The 19,154-nt window shown below is 72.6% G+C and carries 18 protein-coding genes; 10 read left to right on the top strand and 8 right to left on the bottom strand.

Annotated features, from left to right (window positions below; genetic code table 11):
* Nucleotides 1-116 precede the first annotated feature (116 nt).
* Both ACIQK6_RS13355 and ACIQK6_RS13350 read left to right on the top strand, forming a co-directional pair.
* Complete coding sequence (locus ACIQK6_RS13355) at nucleotides 117-437, top strand: multidrug efflux SMR transporter (protein ID WP_030720338.1); 321 nt, start codon at nucleotides 117-119, stop codon at nucleotides 435-437.
* Complete coding sequence (locus ACIQK6_RS13350) at nucleotides 437-988, top strand: TetR family transcriptional regulator (protein ID WP_329103333.1); 552 nt, start codon at nucleotides 437-439, stop codon at nucleotides 986-988. The genes ACIQK6_RS13355 and ACIQK6_RS13350 overlap by 1 nt, the downstream gene beginning before the upstream one ends.
* Before the next feature lie 71 nt (nucleotides 989-1,059).
* On the opposite strand, the gene ACIQK6_RS13345 is transcribed toward ACIQK6_RS13350, so the two are convergent.
* Nucleotides 1,060-1,935: a winged helix-turn-helix transcriptional regulator gene (locus tag ACIQK6_RS13345; protein WP_329103335.1), complete on the bottom strand. Its 876-nt coding sequence runs from the start codon at nucleotides 1,933-1,935 to the stop codon at nucleotides 1,060-1,062.
* Between the two features lie 94 nt (nucleotides 1,936-2,029).
* Between ACIQK6_RS13345 and ACIQK6_RS13340 the strand changes: the two genes are divergently transcribed.
* Together ACIQK6_RS13340 and dapD are read left to right on the top strand one after the other, a co-directional pair.
* Nucleotides 2,030-3,277 (top strand): MFS transporter, encoded by a 1,248-nt coding sequence (locus ACIQK6_RS13340; protein WP_402694935.1) that lies wholly within the window; start codon nucleotides 2,030-2,032, stop codon nucleotides 3,275-3,277.
* 9 nt (nucleotides 3,278-3,286) lie between these two features.
* Entirely contained in the window at nucleotides 3,287-4,267 is a 981-nt protein-coding gene (dapD, locus tag ACIQK6_RS13335) for a 2,3,4,5-tetrahydropyridine-2,6-dicarboxylate N-succinyltransferase (RefSeq protein WP_329103337.1), read from the top strand.
* Nucleotides 4,268-4,495: 228 nt separating this feature from the next.
* On the opposite strand, the gene ACIQK6_RS13330 is transcribed toward dapD, so the two are convergent.
* From ACIQK6_RS13330 to ACIQK6_RS13320, 3 genes are all read right to left on the bottom strand, one after another.
* Nucleotides 4,496-4,747, bottom strand: a complete 252-nt coding sequence (locus ACIQK6_RS13330) for a hypothetical protein (RefSeq protein ID WP_329103339.1) — start codon at nucleotides 4,745-4,747, stop codon at nucleotides 4,496-4,498.
* A 146-nt stretch (nucleotides 4,748-4,893) separates the two neighbouring features.
* Nucleotides 4,894-5,376 carry a GNAT family N-acetyltransferase gene (locus ACIQK6_RS13325; protein ID WP_329103341.1) on the bottom strand — a complete coding sequence of 161 codons (483 nt, stop codon included), beginning with the start codon at nucleotides 5,374-5,376 and terminating at the stop codon, nucleotides 4,894-4,896.
* Between the two features lie 69 nt (nucleotides 5,377-5,445).
* Nucleotides 5,446-7,287: an endonuclease/exonuclease/phosphatase family protein gene (locus ACIQK6_RS13320; protein WP_402694807.1), complete on the bottom strand. Its 1,842-nt coding sequence runs from the start codon at nucleotides 7,285-7,287 to the stop codon at nucleotides 5,446-5,448.
* A gap of 455 nt (nucleotides 7,288-7,742) precedes the next feature.
* Here ACIQK6_RS13320 and ACIQK6_RS13315 point away from each other — a divergent pair, with 455 nt between their 5' ends.
* Nucleotides 7,743-9,221: a hypothetical protein gene (locus tag ACIQK6_RS13315; protein ID WP_329103345.1), complete on the top strand. Its 1,479-nt coding sequence runs from the start codon at nucleotides 7,743-7,745 to the stop codon at nucleotides 9,219-9,221.
* A gap of 154 nt (nucleotides 9,222-9,375) precedes the next feature.
* Here ACIQK6_RS13315 and ACIQK6_RS13310 read toward each other — a convergent pair whose 3' ends face one another.
* On the bottom strand, nucleotides 9,376-9,957 hold the full coding sequence (locus ACIQK6_RS13310) for a hypothetical protein (protein ID WP_402694806.1): 582 nt from the start codon (nucleotides 9,955-9,957) through the stop codon (nucleotides 9,376-9,378).
* Between the two features lie 235 nt (nucleotides 9,958-10,192).
* Between ACIQK6_RS13310 and ACIQK6_RS13305 the strand changes: the two genes are divergently transcribed.
* Nucleotides 10,193-11,632: an alkaline phosphatase PhoX gene (locus tag ACIQK6_RS13305; protein ID WP_402694805.1), complete on the top strand. Its 1,440-nt coding sequence runs from the start codon at nucleotides 10,193-10,195 to the stop codon at nucleotides 11,630-11,632.
* Between the two features lie 47 nt (nucleotides 11,633-11,679).
* Here the strand turns inward: ACIQK6_RS13305 and ACIQK6_RS13300 are convergent, their stop codons facing one another.
* From ACIQK6_RS13300 to ACIQK6_RS13290, 3 genes are all read right to left on the bottom strand, one after another.
* Entirely contained in the window at nucleotides 11,680-11,856 is a 177-nt protein-coding gene (locus ACIQK6_RS13300) for a hypothetical protein (protein WP_329103351.1), read from the bottom strand.
* A gap of 102 nt (nucleotides 11,857-11,958) precedes the next feature.
* Nucleotides 11,959-13,206: a TerD family protein gene (locus ACIQK6_RS13295; protein WP_329103353.1), complete on the bottom strand. Its 1,248-nt coding sequence runs from the start codon at nucleotides 13,204-13,206 to the stop codon at nucleotides 11,959-11,961.
* 240 nt (nucleotides 13,207-13,446) lie between these two features.
* Nucleotides 13,447-14,970: an aldehyde dehydrogenase (NADP(+)) gene (locus ACIQK6_RS13290; protein ID WP_402694804.1), complete on the bottom strand. Its 1,524-nt coding sequence runs from the start codon at nucleotides 14,968-14,970 to the stop codon at nucleotides 13,447-13,449.
* A gap of 127 nt (nucleotides 14,971-15,097) precedes the next feature.
* Between ACIQK6_RS13290 and ACIQK6_RS13285 the strand changes: the two genes are divergently transcribed.
* The 4 genes from ACIQK6_RS13285 to ACIQK6_RS13270 all read left to right on the top strand — a co-directional run bounded on the left by ACIQK6_RS13285 (nucleotide 15,098) and on the right by ACIQK6_RS13270 (nucleotide 19,110).
* Nucleotides 15,098-15,880: an IclR family transcriptional regulator gene (locus ACIQK6_RS13285; protein ID WP_030012952.1), complete on the top strand. Its 783-nt coding sequence runs from the start codon at nucleotides 15,098-15,100 to the stop codon at nucleotides 15,878-15,880.
* 163 nt (nucleotides 15,881-16,043) lie between these two features.
* Nucleotides 16,044-17,081: a hypothetical protein gene (locus ACIQK6_RS13280; protein WP_402694803.1), complete on the top strand. Its 1,038-nt coding sequence runs from the start codon at nucleotides 16,044-16,046 to the stop codon at nucleotides 17,079-17,081.
* On the top strand, nucleotides 17,081-18,370 hold the full coding sequence (locus ACIQK6_RS13275) for a histidine kinase (RefSeq protein ID WP_329103362.1): 1,290 nt from the start codon (nucleotides 17,081-17,083) through the stop codon (nucleotides 18,368-18,370). The genes ACIQK6_RS13280 and ACIQK6_RS13275 overlap by 1 nt, the downstream gene beginning before the upstream one ends.
* Nucleotides 18,371-18,459: 89 nt before the next feature.
* Nucleotides 18,460-19,110, top strand: a complete 651-nt coding sequence (locus ACIQK6_RS13270) for a response regulator transcription factor (protein ID WP_329108053.1) — start codon at nucleotides 18,460-18,462, stop codon at nucleotides 19,108-19,110.
* Nucleotides 19,111-19,154: the final 44 nt, after the last annotated feature.

Below are 19,154 nucleotides of genomic sequence, written 5' to 3'. Positions count from 1 at the left end.
CCGTCTGCTCGTTCCCCCATGGAACGCACACCGTATCCCAGCATGTCAGGGGCATGACGGGCCATATCCGGTTCGCTTGTGTACGCGCGTACGCATTGATGTGTACAGTTGTACGCATGCCTTACGTCATGCTTGCCGCGGCCATTGCCGCAGAGGTCGCCGGAACCACCGCCATGAAGTACAGCGACGGCTTCACGAAGCTGTGGCCGTCGCTGGGCACACTGCTGGGCTATGCCATCGCCTTCACCCTGCTCGCGCAGACGCTGAAGTCGATGTCGGTCGGCACGGCGTACGCCATATGGGCGGGCGTCGGCACCGCCGCGATCGCCGCCATAGGCATGGTGTTCCTGGGGGAGGCGGCCACCGCCGCCAAGATCGCCGGCATCGCCCTGGTGATCGGCGGCGTGGTCCTGCTGAACCTCGGCGGGGCCCACTGATGAGCCCCGGTGTGCGGCGCTACGACCCGGACCGGCGGCAGCGGATCGTCGACGCGGCGCTGCGGGTGGTCGGAGATCGGGGCATCGCGGGGCTGACCCACCGCAGCGTCGCCGCGGAGGCCGACGTGCCGCTCGGGTCGACGACGTACCACTTCAAGACGCTGGACGACCTGCTGGTCGCCGCCCTGCGCCAGGCCAACGAGGGCTTCGCCCAGGCGGTGGCGCGCTCGGCCGCGCTGGCCGACCCCGACGCGGACCTCGCCGGGGTCCTGGCCCGCCTGCTCGGGGAGTTCCTGGCGGGGGACCGGGGCCGGGTCGAGCTGGAGTACGAGCTCTACCTCGCGGCCCTGCGCCGCCCGGCACTGCGACCAGTGGCGGCGCAGTGGTGCGAGGCGGTGTCTGCGGCGCTGACCCCGCGGACCGATCCGGTGACCGCGCGGGCGCTGGTGGCGGCCATGGACGGGATCGGCTTGCAGGCCCTGCTGACGGGGGCCGCGTACGACGAGGAGTACGCCCGCGAGGTCCTGGGGCGGGTGCTGCGGCCGTCGTAGGCGCGCCGTTGCCGTTCGGCTCCTCCGAATGCCCGAGCTCGGCCCGGCTGTCCGGCCCCGGCCCGGCCCGTTCAGCCCGCGGAGCGTACCGCCGCGAGAGCGGTCTGCACGCTCGCCTCGATGTCCTGGATCGGGTAGATCACCTCGCGGACCGTGCGGTCGCGGTCGATGACGAGCGTCAGCCGCTTGATCCGGCTCGTGCCCGCCGCGCGGAACGTCGGAAGGCGCAGCGCGGCCGTCAGCGCCAGATCCGCGTCCGACAGGAGCGGGAACCGCAGCCGCTCCTGCTCCGCGAACTCCCGCTGCTCGTCCGGGCGCTGGGTCGACACCCCGTGCACGGTGGCGCCGGCCGCGGTGAATTCCGCGAGCTGGTCGCGGTAGGTGCACGACTCGAACGTGCAGCCCCGGGCACCCGGGATCCCGGCCCAGCCGGGCGGGTAGGACTCGGCGCGCGCGTACGCACCCGGGAAGCAGTACAGGACCGTGAACGGGGTGTCCGCCACCGGGTCGCTCAGCTCGCCGAAACGGTCCGGCAGCAGCAGCGGGGGCACCTGCGCGCCGCGCAGCGCGTGCACGCGTTCCGCCTCGCGCGAGGCCTCGTCGGTCGTCGCCGTCATCTCTCCCTCTCCCAGGACCCAGGTGTCTCCCCAGTCCTGGAGGGCCACCAGGACGGGCAGTAGCCCCCGCCCGCGCGGGGTCAGCCGGTACTCGTGCCGCACCGGGCGTTCCTGGTACGGCTCGCGCGACAGCACCCCGGCCTCGACGAGCAGTTTCAGCCGTTCCGCCAGCACCTTGCGGGACATCCCCAACTCGCGCTGGAGCTCGTCGAAGCGGTGCAGACCCCGCGCGGCGTCCCGCACGATCAGCAGCGTCCACCAGTCGCCCACCACATCGAGGGCCTGGGCGATGGCGCAGTCCGCGTCGCCGAGGTGTGTGCGCTGGGCCATGGGAACTCCTTCGTCCGTTGACCCAAGGCTGCCATGCTGACATAGTCCGTTCCCAAAGGGAACTTACTCATGGGATCAGGGGGACACAGGTGTGCTGCAGGGGTTCAAGGACATACCGAAGGTCGTGTGGCTGCTGGCTGCGGGGGGCTTCGTCAACGCCGTCGTCAGCTTCACGTTCGTCTTCGTCTTCCTCTACCTGACCGGCCCGCGCGAACTCGGCGCCGCCCAGGCGGGCCTCGTCACCGGAATCGCGGGCATCGGCCTGGTCGCCGGCAATTTCACCGGCGGCTGGTACGGCGACCGCTTCGGCCACCGCCGGGTGCTCCTCGCCGCATCCGCCCTCGGGGGTTTGGTGCTCGTGGCCCTCCCCCTGCTCCCGCTGCCGCTCCTCTACGCGGCCCTGCCCGTGGCCCAGTACGCCTCCGGCGTGGTCCGGGCCGCCAACTCCGCGCTCGTCGCGGTCACCGTCCCGGAGGGAGCCCGCCGCCAGGCCTTCGCCCTCGTGCGCTGCGCCTCCAACGGCGGATTCACCCTCGGGCCGCCGCTGGGTGCCCTGATCGCCACCGGCCTCTCCTACGACTGGCTCTTCGTCGGCGACGGCGTCGGCACGCTCGTCTTCGCCCTCTGGACCGCGCGGGTCGTCCCGGCCCGCGGCGCTCCCCGCTCACTCGCCGCAGCCCAGGACGGGGGTCCGGGCCGCGGCGAACGGGGCCTGTGGCACGAACTGCGCGCCCGCCCCACCGTGCTGGTGCTGCTCGGCGCGATCATGGTGACCGACGTCGTCTACCGCCAGCAGTACTCCACCTTCGCCGTCTTCCTCGGCGACCACGGCCTGGACGCCCGCGCCTTCGGGCTCGTCATCGCCCTGAACGGAGGGGTGATCCTGCTGCTGGAACTGCCCGCCGCCGTCGCCCTGCGCGAGCGGCCGGCCCTGCCCGTCATCGGCACCGGCATGCTGCTCGTCGGGGCCGCCTACGCGGCGCTGCTGTTCGGGGCCGGGGTCGCGAGCGCCGTGGCGATGATGGTCCTGCTGAGCCTCGGGGAGATCCTCTACAAGACCACCGCCACCGCCCACATGGCCGACCAGGCACCCGAGCACGCCATCGGGCGGTTCCAGAGCCTGTACGCGGGCGTCTCGGTCAGCGGGGTCGTCCTCGGCCCACCGCTCGGCGGAGCCCTGTACTCGGCGGCGCCATGGCTGCTGTGGCCGCTCTGCGCGGTGCTGGCGGCAGGGGCGGGCGCGGCGCTGCTGGGGGCGCACGCCCGCCAGGCCCGGCACGCGGCGCGACCCGCACGACCGGCACATGAGACCGGTTCGCAACCGAAGGCCGTCGCCGGTTAGGTTTCGGATATGACTGCTACGCGTACCACCGGCGCCGTCGCCGCCGGACTTGCCACCCTCACCGCCGACGGCACCGTCCTCGACACCTGGTTCCCCGCCCCCGAGCTGGTCGCCGAGCCCGGCCCGGCCGGCACCGAGCGCCTCACCGCCGACCAGGCCGTGGAGCTGCTGGGCGCCGCCGCGGCCAAGGCGATCCGCACGGACGCGGTCCGTGGCGTCGAGGTCGTAGCCGTCCGCACGGTCATCTCCTCCCTGGAGGACAAGCCGCTGGACGCGCACGACGCGTACCTGCGCCTGCACCTGCTCAGCCACCGCCTGGTCAAGCCGCACGGCCAGAACCTCGACGGCGTCTTCGGGCTGCTGGCCAACGTCGCCTGGACCTCGCTGGGCCCGGTCGCGATCGACCAGGTCGAGACCGTCCGCCTCAACGCGCGCGCCGAGGGCCTGCACCTCCAGGTCACCTCGATCGACAAGTTCCCGCGGATGACGGACTACGTCGCCCCCAAGGGCGTGCGCATCGCCGACGCGGACCGCGTCCGCCTCGGCGCGCACCTCGCCGAGGGCACCACCGTCATGCACGAGGGCTTCGTCAACTTCAACGCCGGTACCCTCGGCACCTCCATGGTCGAGGGCCGCATCTCCGCGGGAGTGGTGGTCGGCGACGGCTCCGACATCGGCGGCGGCGCCTCCACCATGGGCACCCTCTCGGGCGGCGGCAAGCAGATCATCTCGATCGGCGAGCGCACCCTGATCGGCGCCGAGGCGGGCGTGGGCATCGCGCTGGGCGACGAGTGCGTCGTGGAGGCCGGCCTCTACGTGACCGCGGGCACCCGCGTGACCCTGCCGGACGGCCAGATCGTCAAGGCCCTGGAGCTCTCCGGCGCCAACAACATCCTCTTCCGCCGCAACTCGGTGACCGGCGCCGTCGAGGCCCGCCCGTACAAGGCGGCCTGGGGCGGCCTGAACGAGGTCCTGCACAGCCACAACTGACGCCCTGCCACGGTGTCACGTCGAAGAGCGCCCTCCCACGGTTCGGGGAGGGCGCTCTTCGCGTTCTGCGGGCCACGAGTCGGGTCGCCGGCAGCCGGCCGCCGGCACGTCGTCAGGGGCCGAGGCCCTCGACGACCTCGGGTACGCGCCGCACCGCCGTGGAAGCCCACCGCACGCGGACCGGCGCCAACTCTGCCACCGCCGCGCCCAGCCCGTTCCCGCGGGCGCTCAGGGCAGGGAGATCGTGCGGACCAGGCCCGCAAAGGCCTGCTTCTCCGCCTCGGTCAGCTCCACCGACTCCATCGGGTGCGCGGCGGAGCCGCGCTGGGTCGGGATCATCGGCAGGCCCCCGGCGGCGGGACCCGAGCGGGGGAAACTGCTGTTCTCCCGCATGTGGCGGAGGCCGGTGAACCAGACGATCGCGCCCATGAGCAGGACGGCGAGGCCGATTTCCTGAGCGAGGGGGATGGAGGGCAACACGAGGATCCTCCGGGAGTGCGTTCGGTACGGGCCGGTAACAAGATCGTGCGTGGAAATACTCAACCACCACAACCGGCCGATTCGGTACGGATGTGTCGAGCGTCACGCCAGGGTCGAAAGTCCCTAGCTTGTCCGGGAAGGCGCGGTTACGGCTCCAGGTGCAGCTTGAAGCCCTCGTGGCTGCGTGCGAAGCCCAGTCGCTCGTAGAACCGGTGCGCGGCCGTCCGACGCTTGTTGCTGGTCAGCTGGACCAGGCCGCAGCCGCGCCCGCGGGCCCGCTCGACGGCGAGCCGTACCAGTTCGGCGCCGAGTCCCGCGCCCCGCCGGTCCGCGCGGATCCGTACCGCTTCCACCAGTGCCCGTTCCTGCCCGTCCTGGCCCAGGCCCGGGACGTAGGTGAGCTGGAGGCAGCCGAGGACGACCTCGCCCGCCTCGCGCGCTCCGTCCGCCCCGTCCGCCCCGTCCGTGAGGACCAGCATCTCGTTGCGCGGGTCCGCCCCTATCGCGGCGAAGGCCCGCTCGTGCGCCTCGCCGATCACGATCTGGGCCGGGTCGAGGACCGAGTCCTCGTCGGCGAGCAGGGCGAGTACGGCGGGCAGGTCCTGGCGGGTGGCCTCACGGAAGATCATGGCGGGATTGTGGCAGGGGGCCCGGCCGGGACAGCGGCCGGACCCCCTACGCCTGCGGACCCCGAAGGGCTACGGGCGGAAGCGCAGCACCTGCGGGTCGTGGTCGCTGTTCTGCGCCGCGAACTCCGCGTTGATGTGCACGCTGTCGTACGTGAACTTCTTGATCGCCGGGCTGGTCAGGATCTGGTCCAGCACCTGCGCGTTGCCCTGGTAGACGTACGAGTAGCGCTCGGCCTTCGGTAGCGACTTGATCGCCGGGTACAGCGCCCCGCCGTCCGCCAGCGCGTCCGTCGTCGCCGAGAACTCGAAGTCGTTGATGTCGCCGAGGACGAGGACGTTGGCGTTCTTGTCCTCCGCGAGGATCTGCTTCACGAAACCGTTCACGGCCTGCGCCTGGAGCAGTCGCTTGGTCTCCGAGGAACGGACCGGCGGCTGGTGGTGCGAGGTCAGGCCCTCGTCGCCGCCCTTGGAGCCGAAGTGGTTGGCGATCACGAAGACCGTCTTGCCGCGGAAGACGAACTCGCCCGCCAGCGGCTTGCGGCTGTCCGCCCACGCCGGGTTGGCCGGGTCGACGCGGCCGGGGGAGTGGGTCAGGGCGACCTTGCCGTTCACCTTGGTCACGCCGGTCGCGGTCACCGCGTCACCCGGGGCGCGCTCGGTGAAGGAGACCCGCGCCGGGTTGAAGAGGAACACCTGCCGGATGTTGCCGCCGGGCTCGCCGCCGTCCTTCTTGTCCTCCGGGTTGACGGTCCGCCACTGGTAGGCCGGGCCGCCGGCGGCCGAGATCGCCGAGGTGAACTTGGTGAGGGTCTGCTCGGCCGAGACGGTGCCGTCGTTCTTGGCGCCGTTGTCGTCCTGGATCTCCTCCAGGGCGAGGACGTCGGGGGAAGCCAGGTTCTCCACGACCGCCTTCGCCAGCGCGTCGAACTTCTCCTGGGGGTCGGTCGGGTCGAGGTTCTCGACGTTGTACGTGGCCACCGCGAGCTCCTGCTCGGCCTGCGGCTTGGTCTTCTCGGGGGCGAGGGTGCCCGCCTTGACGGTACCGAGGGTGCGGGCCACCAGCGTGTAGCCGCCGAACTGGTTGAAGTCCAGCGGGCCTTCGGTGGTGCCGGTCAGCCGGTCGCCGACATTGGCCACCGGGAAGGGCTGCTGCGCGATGGGCGCGAGCTGCTGGATCTGCAGGCGGCCGGTGTTCTGGGACTCGTAGGAGCCGTAGATGGTGCCGCCGCGCTTGGCGGTGTTCTCCCAGCCCTTCACCGTGACCCACAGCTCCGAGTACGGGTCGGTGGCGCCGACCACGCGGGAGGTGCCGATCTTGACGTTCATGCCCTCCAGCGACTCGTAGTGGTCGAGTGCGTAGCGCGAGGGCTCCAGGGTCAGGCCGTTGATGCTGCCGGCGGCGGCCGGGTCGCCGGCCGGGGCGTACTCGGCGGGCACCGAGTACTCGTTGATCGCGGTGGCCTCGGGCAGCGCGTTGCCGGAGGAGACCACGGTCACCGTCGGCTTGGAGATCTGGGTCACCGACTGGTTGCCGGAGTTCACGCCGCCGGGGACGTACTCGCCGACGGTGCCGGAGACCTTGACCGCGTCGCCCGCGGCGACGGTCGGGACGGCGTTGGTGAAGACGAAGACGCCCTCGCTGGTGGCGTCGTTGTCATCGGCGTTCGGGTCCTGGATCCAGAAGCCGCGCGAGCCGTACGCGCGCACGCCCGTCACGATGCCCTCGACGTCCGTGACCTGCTTGCCGTTGAGCGGGGATATCCGGGTGGTGCCCTGAATGTCGTGGATGCGTATCGGATCGGCGGACACGGCGCCTTCGGCCGCGTCGGCGGAGCCCGCGAGCAGGCCGGTGGCCAGTGCGGTGGCGACGAGGGCCGCGACGGCGGCGGAACGGGGATGCGAGGAGCGCATGGGCGGGAACTCCGGTGTGGGAGAGGGAAATGGTGGGGGGTGCGGCAGTGAGATCTGCGGGAGGCATGCCGCTCCCTGTACATCTACGCGCGTCAATTTCCTGTGTGGCCAGCAAAGTTGTCAAGCCCTCCAGGGAAGACGACAGCTGACTGTGGGATGAACCAAAGGGGATGGCCCGCCGGACGCGCCCGAAATGCGTCTAGGCTGGAGCGCCGTACGAAGGCCACGCCTGTCATCTGCGCCACATCCGCGTGCCCGCACTGCCCCGTCATGTCGGCCATGTCAGCGAAATCCGGGCGCACATGACGGTCCGACCGGCAGCGCGGCCCGTGTCACCAACGCCACACTCCGCCGTACCCCGTCCCACCCCGTTTCGCCCCGAGTCCCACCCCGTTTCATCCCGAGTCCCACGCCGTCTCACCCCGCCCCACCGCGTCCGCGAGGAGAACCGCCCCATGTCCGCTGACTCGCACCCCACGCTGCCGCCCGTACGGCTGCACTCCGATGCGGAGCTGGCCCGCGACGCCCTCGGCGCCCCGCTGTTCGCGCGCGCCGTACGGCTCGCCCGCTGGGCCGGACCCGACACCCGCATCGGCGTCGGCGGAGAGCTCGCCACCGACCAGCTGCCCGGGGCCGCCGCAGTGCTCGGCCTCGACGCCGCCGACGCGGACTCCGTCGGGTACGCGAGCCAGGCCTGGCGGGTGGCCGTGGACACCGGTCTGGTCGACGTGACCGAGCCGGAGGACGGCGGCGGGGAGGGCGACGAGGAGCGCTTCGGCACGGCCGCGCCGGGTGAGGACCTCGCGCTGGTGACGAGCGGTGCGCCCGGCGACGTACTCGACCTCTGGCTGGCGGCGCTGGACACGGTGCTCGCCGACGCGGCGGTGCCCGACCTGGACGACCTGGTCGACGCGCTGGACGCGGGCGGCGAGATCGACTTCGACCGGCTGGACTGGAACCCGGGGCGCGAGGCGGACCTCCTCGACGAGGTCCTCGCCAACCTCTACCTGCTCACCGTTACCGAGGAGAGGGCCGCGGACGAGCCGGTTCCGCTGCCGGTGCTCGCCGCGTCGATGGTCGTGCCCGACGGCATGGGCGAGCCCACCGACGCCGTACTGGAACAGGTCTCGGACGCGATGATGCGCCTCGACGACCAGTTCCGGCAGTTGGAGCCGATCGGGCTGGTGGAGTTCCGGCCCGTCGACGAGGCGCTCATGGCGGAGGTCGACGGACCGCTGGAGCCGGCGACCGCGAGCGCCGTGGACGACGAGGAGGTCTCCCGCTACGGGATGGTCCGCCTGACCCCCCTCGGCCTGTACGGGATCCGGGCCCGGATGCTGGAGGCCGGGGTCGATGCCCCCGCCGTCGGCGAACTGGCCGAGAAGGGCGCCGACGCACTCCTCGACGCGGTCTCCGCCTACTCCGAGAACGCCGCCCAGGCCGAGATCGAGCACTGGCTGGCCGGCCGGGAACTGCCCGCCGCGGCCGCCGAGCTGCTGGCCGCCGCCCGCGGGGACGACGAGGGCGGCCCGCTGCGCCGGCTCCGGTGCCAGCAGGCACTGGCCCCCGCCGGAGCGGAGGCCGAGCCCGCGTTCCGCTCGGTGCTGGACGACCCGGAGCTCGGCGGACTCGCCCGGGTCTGGCTGGCGGAGCGCGGGGTGAGCGACGTACCGGCGCCGGACCCGGAGATGGTGTTCTGGCTCACCGTGGACACGATTGCGGCGCAGCTCGCCGCCGACGGGGAGACGGAGGAGTTGCCGCTCCTGATGGCGGGTCTGACCGCTCATCACGCGGGCTTCTTCGAGGAGGTGTGGCGGGTGGAACACCCGGCGACGGCGTACGTCCTGGAGGCGATGGGCCGGCTGCACCCGGACAAGAAGTCGGCCAAGGAAGCCCGCAAGGCCGCCTTCAAGGCCCGCTCCCGTCCGTCCTGATCGCCGGGTGCCCGGGTGCCCGGGTGCCCGGGTGCCCGGGTCGTCGGGTTCCCGGGTTCCCGGGTCGTCGGGTTCCCGCGTGGTCGGGTCCCCGGGTCGTCGCCGTCGGATCCGGCCGGGCCCGCACCGCCCGGCACGGTCCGGCAGGGACGACTCAGACCGTCGTGTGCCAGCCGCCGCCCGCAACGCCCCAGCCGGTGAGTTCGGGCTGGACCGGGGGGAGCGCCCAGGGATCCAGGGTTCCGTCGCAGAGCTCCGCCAGGAACTGGACCATTCCGGCCTCGTAGTGCCACCAGGCGCTGTTGTGCGAGCTGATGGTGACGGGCCAACGGTCCGGATCGTCCCCGAGCACGCTCCAGAAGAAGTCGTCGCCTTCCTTCGAGTCCCCCCAGAGCATCAGGACCGTCGAGGCGAGCTCGGCGGGACGCAGCTCGGGTCCCTCTCCTTCGAGCTCCCTGGCCCACGCCGTGGCGCGGGCGTTTTCCGTCCCGGGCAAAGGGGAGGAAAGACCCAGGAAGTCGCCCAGTTCAAAGGCCGGATACCACTCGGCGAGCGCCTTGAAGTCGGACGGCAGAGCCGTTCCGATCCTCTCCTCGACCGTGTGCCAGTCGAAAACCGCCCGTTCCCTCCGACGGAGCTCCACCAACCCGGGAACGGCGCGCTCCAGGGCGGCGATCGCCTCGTCGGGGTCAAGGATCCTGCGTACCGGCTTCTGCGTTCCTATGAGTTCTTCCACGTGCGCAGCCTGGCAGAACCAGGGCCCCTGACCGCAGACCGGGGCGGGCGCCCGGGAGGATGCCCGGGGGGTGGTGACAATGCGCCGTTCCTGGGGCCGGAGTTGGCCATTCCGGGGCTGGGCAAGGGGTCGGTTCCTCTTGGTGGGTAGTTCAGCCGCCGTTCACGTGCGGGCGAGAGCGTGTGCGCCGACGACCGCACGACAGGCGCACCACCTCCCCACCCCAGGAGCCCCGATGCCGCTCAGCCGTAGAGACTTCACCGCTCGTACCGTCATCGCCGGAGCGGGAGTCGCGCTCACCGGGACGGTCGGCGCCCTCGCCACCGCCCCGGGGGCGCTCGCCGCCGAGGACGGCACCGGACGCGACGAGCAGGGACGGCCCTGCGAGCCCGGCTACGGCCCGCTCGTCCCCGACCCGGCCGGACTGCTGGCCCTGCCCGCAGGGTTCACGTACCGCGTCATCACGCACAGCGGGGTCACCGAGCTGGACTCCGGTGAGACCACCCCGTCCAACCACGACGGGACCGCCGCCTTCGAGGGCCACCGCGGGGTCACCCTCCTCGTCAACAACCACGAGCTCAAGGGCAAGAGGGAGAACTGGGCCCGCCCGGTCCCGCTCACCGAGGGCCTCGTCTACGATCCGGCCGCGGCCGGCGGGTGCACGGTCGTGGAGGTCCGGCGCGGCGGCGAGGTCGCCGAATGGGTGGGCATCGCCGGTACGTCGACCAACTGTGCGGGCGGTGCCACCCCCTGGGGCACCTGGCTGACCTGTGAGGAGAACTCGGACCTGGCAGGCAAGAACGGCATGACGAAGGACCACGGCTACGTCTTCGAGGTCGACCCGCACGACCGGCGCGCCAACCGTGACCCGCGGCCGGTCAAGGCCTTCGGGCGCTACGACCACGAGGCCGTGGTCATCGACCCGCGCCAGGGCCACGCCTACCTCACCGAGGACGCCTCCGGCCCCAACGGGCTGCTCTACCGCTGGACCCCGCCCCGCGGCTTCCACCACGGGCGCGGCAAGCTCCGTACGCTCGCGGCCGACGCAGGCGTGCTCCAGGCCGCCAAGTGCATCGACAGTTCCGGCCGGTTCGTCGACGACTTCTCGCGCGCCACGAAGATCGGCACCGTGTACGGGGTCGACTGGGTGGACGTCCCCGACCGCGATGCCCGGACCGTACCGGTGCGCAAGCAGTTCGCGGACGGTGTGGTGACGCGCGGGCGCAAGCTGGAGGGCATGTGGTGGGCGGACGGCGGCGCGTACTTCGTCTCGTCCTACGCCCGTGAGGAGAGCCCGGGCGCGGCCCACGACGGTCAGGTCTGGTTCTACGACCCCAAGCGGCGCACGGTCCGGCTCACCGTCCTCATCGGGATTAACGCCGATCCGTCGGTCGACGGCGGCTACGACGGCCCCGACAACATCACCGTGTCCCCGTACGGCGGCCTGATCATCGCGGAGGACGGCTCGGGGCTGCAGCACCTGTTCGGCGCGACGGCCTCGGGACGCACCTACCCGCTGGCGCGCAACGAGCTGAACAACGGGTCGGCCGAGGAGCCGGAGTACTCCGAATTCACCGGTGTCTGCTTCTCCCCGGACGGGCGCACGCTGTACGCCAACATCCAGGACCCGGGCATCATGCTGGCCATTACCGGGCCGTGGCGGCGCGGGCACTGACGTAGACGTCGGCGTCTACGTCGGCGGCGCGAGGGCGCACGTGGCGCCTACAGGGCCGGGGAAATCTCAGCGCGCGAGGCCTCGGCCCACTCGGCGAGCAGAAACTCGTACGCCTCCGAGGGCCACTCGCCGTCCACCTGGGTCTCGACGAGGCGCCGGATCGCCTCGTTCGCCTCGGCGGCGGACGGGCGGGCGGGCCCCGCGGGATTGAGTGACTCGTGCATGGTTTCAAGGCTACGGGCGGGCACTGACAGCCACCTACGGATTACGCGTGGCATCCATCACCCGGAACGCGTACCGGTGGCCGCACGTGCCCGCCCACCTGCTCAGAGTGCCTGTGCGGCGGGCTTGACCATGCCGCGCACTGTGCGCGACTTCACAAAGTCGCCCATGGCGGTCATCTCCCACTCGCCGGAGAACTGCTTGATCAGCTTGGCCATCATCACGCCGGTCTGGGGTTCGGCGCTCGTCAGGTCGAAGCGCACCAGCTCTTCGCCGCTCGCCGCGTCGATGAGACGGCAGTAGGCCTTGGCCACCTCGGTGAACTTCTGGCCGGAGAAGGAATTGACCGTGAACACCAGACCGGTGGCGTCGGCGGGGATCCGGCCGAGGTCCACGACGATCACCTCGTCGTCGCCCGCGCCCTCACCGGTGAGGTTGTCACCGGAGTGCTTGACGGCACCGCCGAGGATGGACAGCTTGCCGAAGTAGCAGCTGTCGATGTGGTTGCGCTGGGGGCCGTACACGATGACGGAGGCGTCGAGGTCGATGTCCTTGCCGCGGAAGGCCGGCTCCCAGCCCAGCCCCATCTTGACCTGGGAGAGCAGCGGGCGGCCGCCCTTGACGAGGGAAACGGTCTGGTTCTTCTGGAGGCTGACCCGCCCTTTGTCGAGGTTGATCTTCCCGGAGCCGGGCGCGGCCGCCGCGGGTGCGGGAGGGGCCACGGGGGCGGCCGGGGCGGGAGCCGCGGGCGTGGTGGCGCCGCCGAGCCAGGGGGAGGCCGGGTAGGAGACCGGCGGGGCCGGGGGCGCGGGGGGCGCCGGGGGCGCGGGCGGGGTCACGGCCTGGGGCGCCGCGGGCTCCTCGTCCACGGAGACCCCGAAGTCGGTGGCGATGCCCGCGAGGCCGTTGGCGTACCCCTGGCCGACCGCGCGCACCTTCCACACGCCGCCGCGCTGGTAGACCTCGACCACGACGAGCGCGGTTTCGGTGCCCAGCCGCGGCGGGGTGAAGGAGGCAATCACCGCGCCGCCGTCGGCGTTGCGCACGGTGCCGGTGGGTTCGATGCCCTGGAAGGACTGCCCGGCGGCGTCGGGGCTGGCGGTGACCACGATCCGCTCGATGCCCGGGGGCAGCGCGGCCGTGTCCACGGTGATCGAGTCCGGTGCCGCACCCCCGCCGGACCGGTAGCTGACACCGGGACCGGAGGGCTGGTTGAAGAAGATGAAGTCGGCGTCGGAGCGCACCTTGCCGTCCGCCGTCAGGAGCAGGGCCGATACGTCGAGCCGTACCGGCGCAGCCACGTCGACCGTCACGCGGACGGCGTTGAGCGGCAGGTTGGATCCAGGGGTCATAGCGGTCATGCCCGGAGAACGACCGGAGGTGCTTTGCCGTTCCCTTACCCTCGCGGGATATTTCGGGGCGCTTCAGTCCTGATTGCGCGGGTGGCTGCGCGCGACGCGCTCCTTGCCGAACTTGTCGGGCGGTCGGGCGGTCGGGTGTTCCGGCGGTCCCGGCGATCCGGCGGCGGTCCGGTGTTCCGGCGGGGCGTGGGGCATGCCGCCCGCCGGCATACCGGACCGCCCGGTGCCCGCTCAGCCCCCGGTGACCTGACGCGGCAGCCCCAGCGGGTTGGACTCGCGCAGCTCCGCCGGAAGGAGGGCGTCCGGCACGGACTGGTAGGCCACCGGCCGCAGCCAGCGCTCGATCGCGGTCCCGCCCACCGAAGTGGAGTGCGAGGTGGCCGCCGGGTAGGGGCCGCCGTGGTGCTGGGCCGGTGCCACCGCGACCCCGGTCGGCCAGCCGTTGACCACGATCCGCCCCGCCAGCCCGGTGACCTGCCCGATCAGTTCGGCGGCCGGGCCGGGCGCGCCCTCGGTCTCGGCGGCCGACAGCTGGAGGGTGGCGCTCAGGTTCCCGCCGAGGAGCCCCAGGACCGCGCCCGCCTCGGCCTGGTCGGCGTACCGCACGACGACGGTGACCGGACCGAAGCACTCCTCCAGCAGGACGTCGTAGGCGCCGCCCTCCAGGAGGTGTCCGGCCGGTACGGTCAGGTAGCCCGCCCCGACGGTGTGCTCGCCGCCGGACCCCGGGGTCACGGGCGCGTCGACGCCGGGCAGCGCGGCCCGCTCGCGCACCCCGGCGACGAAGTTCTCCCGCATCCGGTGGTCGAGCAGCACCCCGGGCTCGGTCTCCCCGAGCGCCTTGGTGAGCTCGCCGGTGACCCGGTCGCCGTCCGCGCCCTCGGGGACCAGCACCAGGCCGGGCTTCACGCAGAACTGGCCGACGCCGAGGGTGACCGAGCCCGCGAGCCCGGCGCCGATCTCCTCGGCGCGTTCGGCGGCCGCGGCCGGCGTGACCACGACCGGGTTGAGGGAGCCCAGTTCACCGTGGAAGGGGATGGGTACGGGCCGGGCGGCCGCCGCGTCGAACAGGGCCCGCCCGCCCCGGATGGAACCGGTGAATCCGGCGGCCGCCACCAGCGGGTGGCGGATCAGTTCCAGACCGGCGTCGAACCCGTGGACCACGCTCACCACCTCGGCCGGGAGCCCGGTCAGGGCCGCGGCCCGGCGCAGCAGCGAGGCGCACAGCTCGGAGGTGGCGGGGTGGTCGGGGTGAGCCTTGACGACCACCGGGCAGCCGGCGGCCAGCGCGCTCGCGGTGTCCCCGCCGGGGACGGAGAAGGCGAGCGGGAAGTTGGAGGCGGCGTAGACCGCGACCACGCCCAGCGGGACCTTGTAGCGGCGCAGTTCGGGGCGCGGCGGGCTGAGGGAGGGGTCGGCGCGGTCGATCCGGATGTCGAGGTAGGCCCCGGCGTCCACGGCGTCGGCGAAGGCGCGCAGTTGGCCGGTGGTGCGGGCCAGTTCACCGGTGAGCCGGCCCGGACCGAGCGCGGTCTCGGCGTCGGCGGCCTCGATCACGTGGGCGGCGGCCTCGTCCAGCAGCGCGGCGGCGGCGCGCAGGAAGGCGGCGCGCACGGTGGGGTCGGCGAGCGGGCCGCGGGCGGCGTGGGCGGCCCGTACGGCTTCGTCCACCTCGCCGGGTGTGGCCTCCACCGCAACCTGTTCGCGCTGCTTCCCGGTGCGGGGGTCCACACTCCAGACTGGTGTCGTTGTCATGGCCCACTGCCTCCTGGATCGTTCAGTATTCTGAACGCGGTTCCGGTGGATGAATGATCACATCTGCTGTGGACTCTATTTCCGCGTCCTCGGCGTGACAAGAGGCGATCAGAGGGGAAGCAGGCGTATGACGACGACCGAGTCGGGGATCCCCGCCCAGGCGGCGCCGGTCAAATCGGCGGTGCGGACCGTCCTGCTGCTGGAGCACTTCGCGGCGCGGCCGGGGCTGCACAGCCTGGCCGACATCCAGAACGACCTCTCCCTGCCGAAGTCCAGCCTCTACATGCTGCTGCGTACGCTGGTGAACCTGGGGTGGGTGGAGACGGACGCGACGGGCACCCGGTACGGCATCGGCGTACGGGCCCTGCTGGTCGGCAGTTCGTACATCGACGGCGACGAGGTGGTCGCCGCGGCCCGGCCCACCCTGGACCGGCTCTCCGACGACACGACGGAGACCATTCACCTGGCCAGGCTGGACGGGACGAGCGTGGTCTACCTCGCCACCCGGCAGTCCCAGCACTACCTGCGGCCCTTCACCCGGGTCGGGCGGCGGCTGCCCGTGCACTCGACGGCACTCGGCAAGGCGCTGCTCGCCACGCACTCGGACGCGGAGGTACGGGCGCTGCTGCCGCGGCGGCTGGAGGCGGTCACCGAGCACACCATCACCGACCGGGAGCAGCTCATCGAGGAGTTGGCGCTGGTGCGGGAGCAGGGGTACGCGCTGGACCGGGAGGAGAACACGCTCGGGCTGCGCTGCTTCGGGGTGGCCGTGCCGTACCGGACGCCGGCGCGGGACGCGGTGAGCTGCTCGGTGCCGGTGGCCCGGTTGACGGGGGAGCACGAGCAGGTCATCAAGGCGGCGCTGTTCGAGGCGCGGGACCGACTGTCGGTGGTCACGCGCCGGATGTGACGGTGCGTGGTGCGTGGTGCGTGGTGCGTGGTACGGCGCGTGCGGGAGTGCGCGCGGGAGTGCGTGCGGTGCCGCGGGGACGGCTGTTTCCTCCCCCACGTGGGGGAGGCGGTTCCCCATTGAGGGGGAGGTGGCGGGCCGCCGCGCACGGGACCGTTGGGGCATGACCACACGAGACGCTCAAGCGAAGAACGCACCGCAGTCCTCCGCCCCGACACCCTCCCCCGGGGCCGCCCCCACCCCCACCCCCGCCCCCGCCCCCGGCCCCGTGCCCGGGGCCTGGAGGCACGTCCTCGCGGCGGTGGCCCTGGTGGCCACGGCGCCGTATCTGGTGCTCAAGGCCGCCTGGCTGTCCGGCAGCCGGATCGGGATACCGGACGGCAGCGTGCTGCTGGAGGCCGGCCCGTTCCTCACGGTGGCCAATGCCGTCACGCTGGCCATGGACGCGTGCGTGATCCTGCTCGTCCTGGTGCTCACCAGACCCTGGGGGCTGAGAACGCCCGCCTGGATGCTGACCGTTCCGGTGTTCACCGCCACGGGCCTGCTGACCCCGATACTCCTCGGATTTCCGGGCCAACTGCTCGTACGGGCACTGGGCTTCGGGGACGGCCCGGAGGTGGTGGCCGCGCGGGAGCCCTTCCTGGACTCCTGGGTCTTCGTCGTCGTGTACACGGGATTCACCGTCCAAGGACTCGCCCTGGCCGCGCTGTTCGTCCCCTATGCGCGTCGGCGCTGGGGCCGGCGGTGGCAGGGCGTGGTGGGAGAGCGGCTGCCGTCGCCCACGGGGGTGGTGGCGGCAGCCGCGGCCTCGGGCGCCCTGGTGCTGACCGCGTTGTTCCTCTACTGGGCCTTCGGTGGCACCGCCGGGTTGAGCGCAGAGCGGGCCGAGTCGTATTCGGCGGAGAGCGCCGTCGGGTCCGTGGCCCACGCGATCTGCGCGCTCGCCGCGGGAGCGGGAGCACTGCTCCTGGCCCGTGGCGGGGCGCTCCGGGCACGGTGGCCGCTCGGGCTCACCTGGGTCGGTGCCGCCGCGACCCTGGCGTGGGGGGCCTGGATGCTGAACGCTTCGCTGGGGCCGCAGCTGGGCCACGGTGAAGGACCGTCCACCGCCGTGCAGTTGATCTACGCTGGCCAGATGGTCACGGGAATGCTCGCCACCGCCGTTCTCACCCGGTTCCTCATATCCCGACGCGAGAGCTGATGCGCGTCGGCCCGGGCCGGCTGCTGGGGGCGCGGGCCCGGCTGCGGTGGGTCCACCAGATCCTCGGCGGCGCCCTGCTGATGCCGTACTTCCTCTTGGCCTCGGTGGGAGTCGGCTCGGCGGCCGGCGGAACCAACGCCCTCTCCTCTCTGCCCCTGTCCCTCGCCGCCTACGCGGCGGCCCTGCCCATGGCCGCCGCCACCGGGATCTACGGGCTGGTCCGGCCGCTGTCGGTGACCGCCGTCCGGGCCATGTGCGGGGTGCCGGGGGAGCGGCTCGCCGAAGGGCCGGCGCGGTCCTGGGCCGCGCGGGGTCGGGCATCGGCCTGGTGGACCCTGCACCTGGGGGTCGGAGCGCTGGTCAGCGGGATGACCCTGGCGGTGCCGCCCATGGCGCTGGTGCTGATCGTGCTGCCGTTCGTGAGCGGCCTGCGCGAAGTCCGGCTGGGCTTCGGGTGGTTCAACACGGGCGTCGAGACGTACATGGCCCCCCTGCTCGGGATCGGCCTGCTGGCCGGGCTCACCCTGTGTGCGGTCGGGGCCGGGGAGCTGCTGGCCAGGGTGGCGCCCGTACTGCTGGGGCCCACGGCGGCGGACCGGTTGGCCGCGGCCGAGGAGCGGGCCGCCGATCTGGTCCTGCGCAACCGGCTGGCCCGGGAGCTGCACGACGCGGTCGGTCACGCCCTGAGCGCCGTCACCCTCCAGGCCGCCGCCGCCCGGCGGATGCTGGAGCGCGACCCCGACTTCGTACGGGAGGCGCTGGCCGCGATCGAGGACACCACGCGGCGGACGGTGGGCGAGCTCGACGCCGTACTGGGCCTGCTGCGGGACGGGAACCCGGACCGGGCGGACGCCGCACCCGCGCCCACCCTCGCCGCCGACCTGGACGGACTACTGGCCCGCACCCGGGTCGCCGGCACCACTGTCACCGCGCACCAGGACCCCGGACCCGCCGGGGACTGGACCGCCCTCCCGGCGATCGCCTCCCGCGAGGCGTACCGGATCGTCCAGGAGGGACTCACCAACGCCCTGCGGCACGGCGCGGGCCCGGTGGATCTGAGGATCCGTATCCAGGCCGGCCCGGACCCCGCACACCGTGAACTGGAGATCACCATGACCAATCCACCGGCGGCACCCGCCGAGGACCGGGAGGCCCGCACCACCGGGGGCCGCGGACTGCGCGGCGCCGCGGAACGGGCCGCTCTGCTCGGCGGCAGCGTCGAGGCAGGCCCGCACGGGGACCGGTGGCGCCTGCGGGCCGTCCTCCCGTTCGCCGGGGAAGCCCGATGACCGTGCCCGTGCCCGTGCCCGTGCCCGTGCCTGCCCCTGCCCCCGTGCCTGCCCCTGCCCCCGTGTCCGCTCCCGCGCCTCGGCCGTCGCTGCGCATCGTGCTCTGCGACGACGAGCGGATGGTCCGCACCGCGCTGCGGGTGATCCTGGAGGCCGAAGCCGACCTGGAGGTCGTCGGTGAGGCGGCCACCGGGGCCGAGGCGGTTCCGCTGGTCCGCTCACTGGCCCCCGACGTGGTGCTCATGGACGTGCGGATGCCCGAGATCGACGGCATCCGGGCCACCGAACAGATCCTCGCCACCATGGCCGAGCCGCCCCGGATCGTGGTCGTCACCACCTTCGAGAACGACGCCTACGTCTACGACGCGCTGCGCGCCGGAGCCGCCGGCTTCCTCCTCAAACGGGCCGACCCGGACGAGCTGATCGGCGCGGTCCGACTCGTCGCCCGCGGTGACTCGCTGCTCTTCCCGGCCGCCGTACGCTCCCTGGCCGCCGCCCACGCGGCCGGCGTCCCGACCGCCGGCGCGCCCTGGGTGGCCCGACTCACCGAGCGCGAGGCCGACGTCCTGCGCCTGATGGCCACCGGACTGTCCAACCACGAGATGAGCGAGCGCCTCGGCGTCGGACCGCAGACCATCAAGACCCATGTCGGGTCGGTCCTCACCAAGACCGGCTCCCGCGACCGCACCCAGGCGGTCATCGCGGCCTACGAGGGAGGTTTCATCATGAAGAAACACTGAGAACCCCGCCACAATCGGGGCAGAGCGGAACGGCTGGGACCGCC

The sequence above is a fragment of the Streptomyces sp. NPDC091682 genome, assembly GCF_044756625.1.
In the GTDB taxonomy this organism is placed as follows: Bacteria; Actinomycetota; Actinomycetes; order Streptomycetales; family Streptomycetaceae; genus Streptomyces.
Note: the sequence above shows the minus strand (reverse complement) of the source record. Positions and strands in the feature narration are given on the sequence as shown.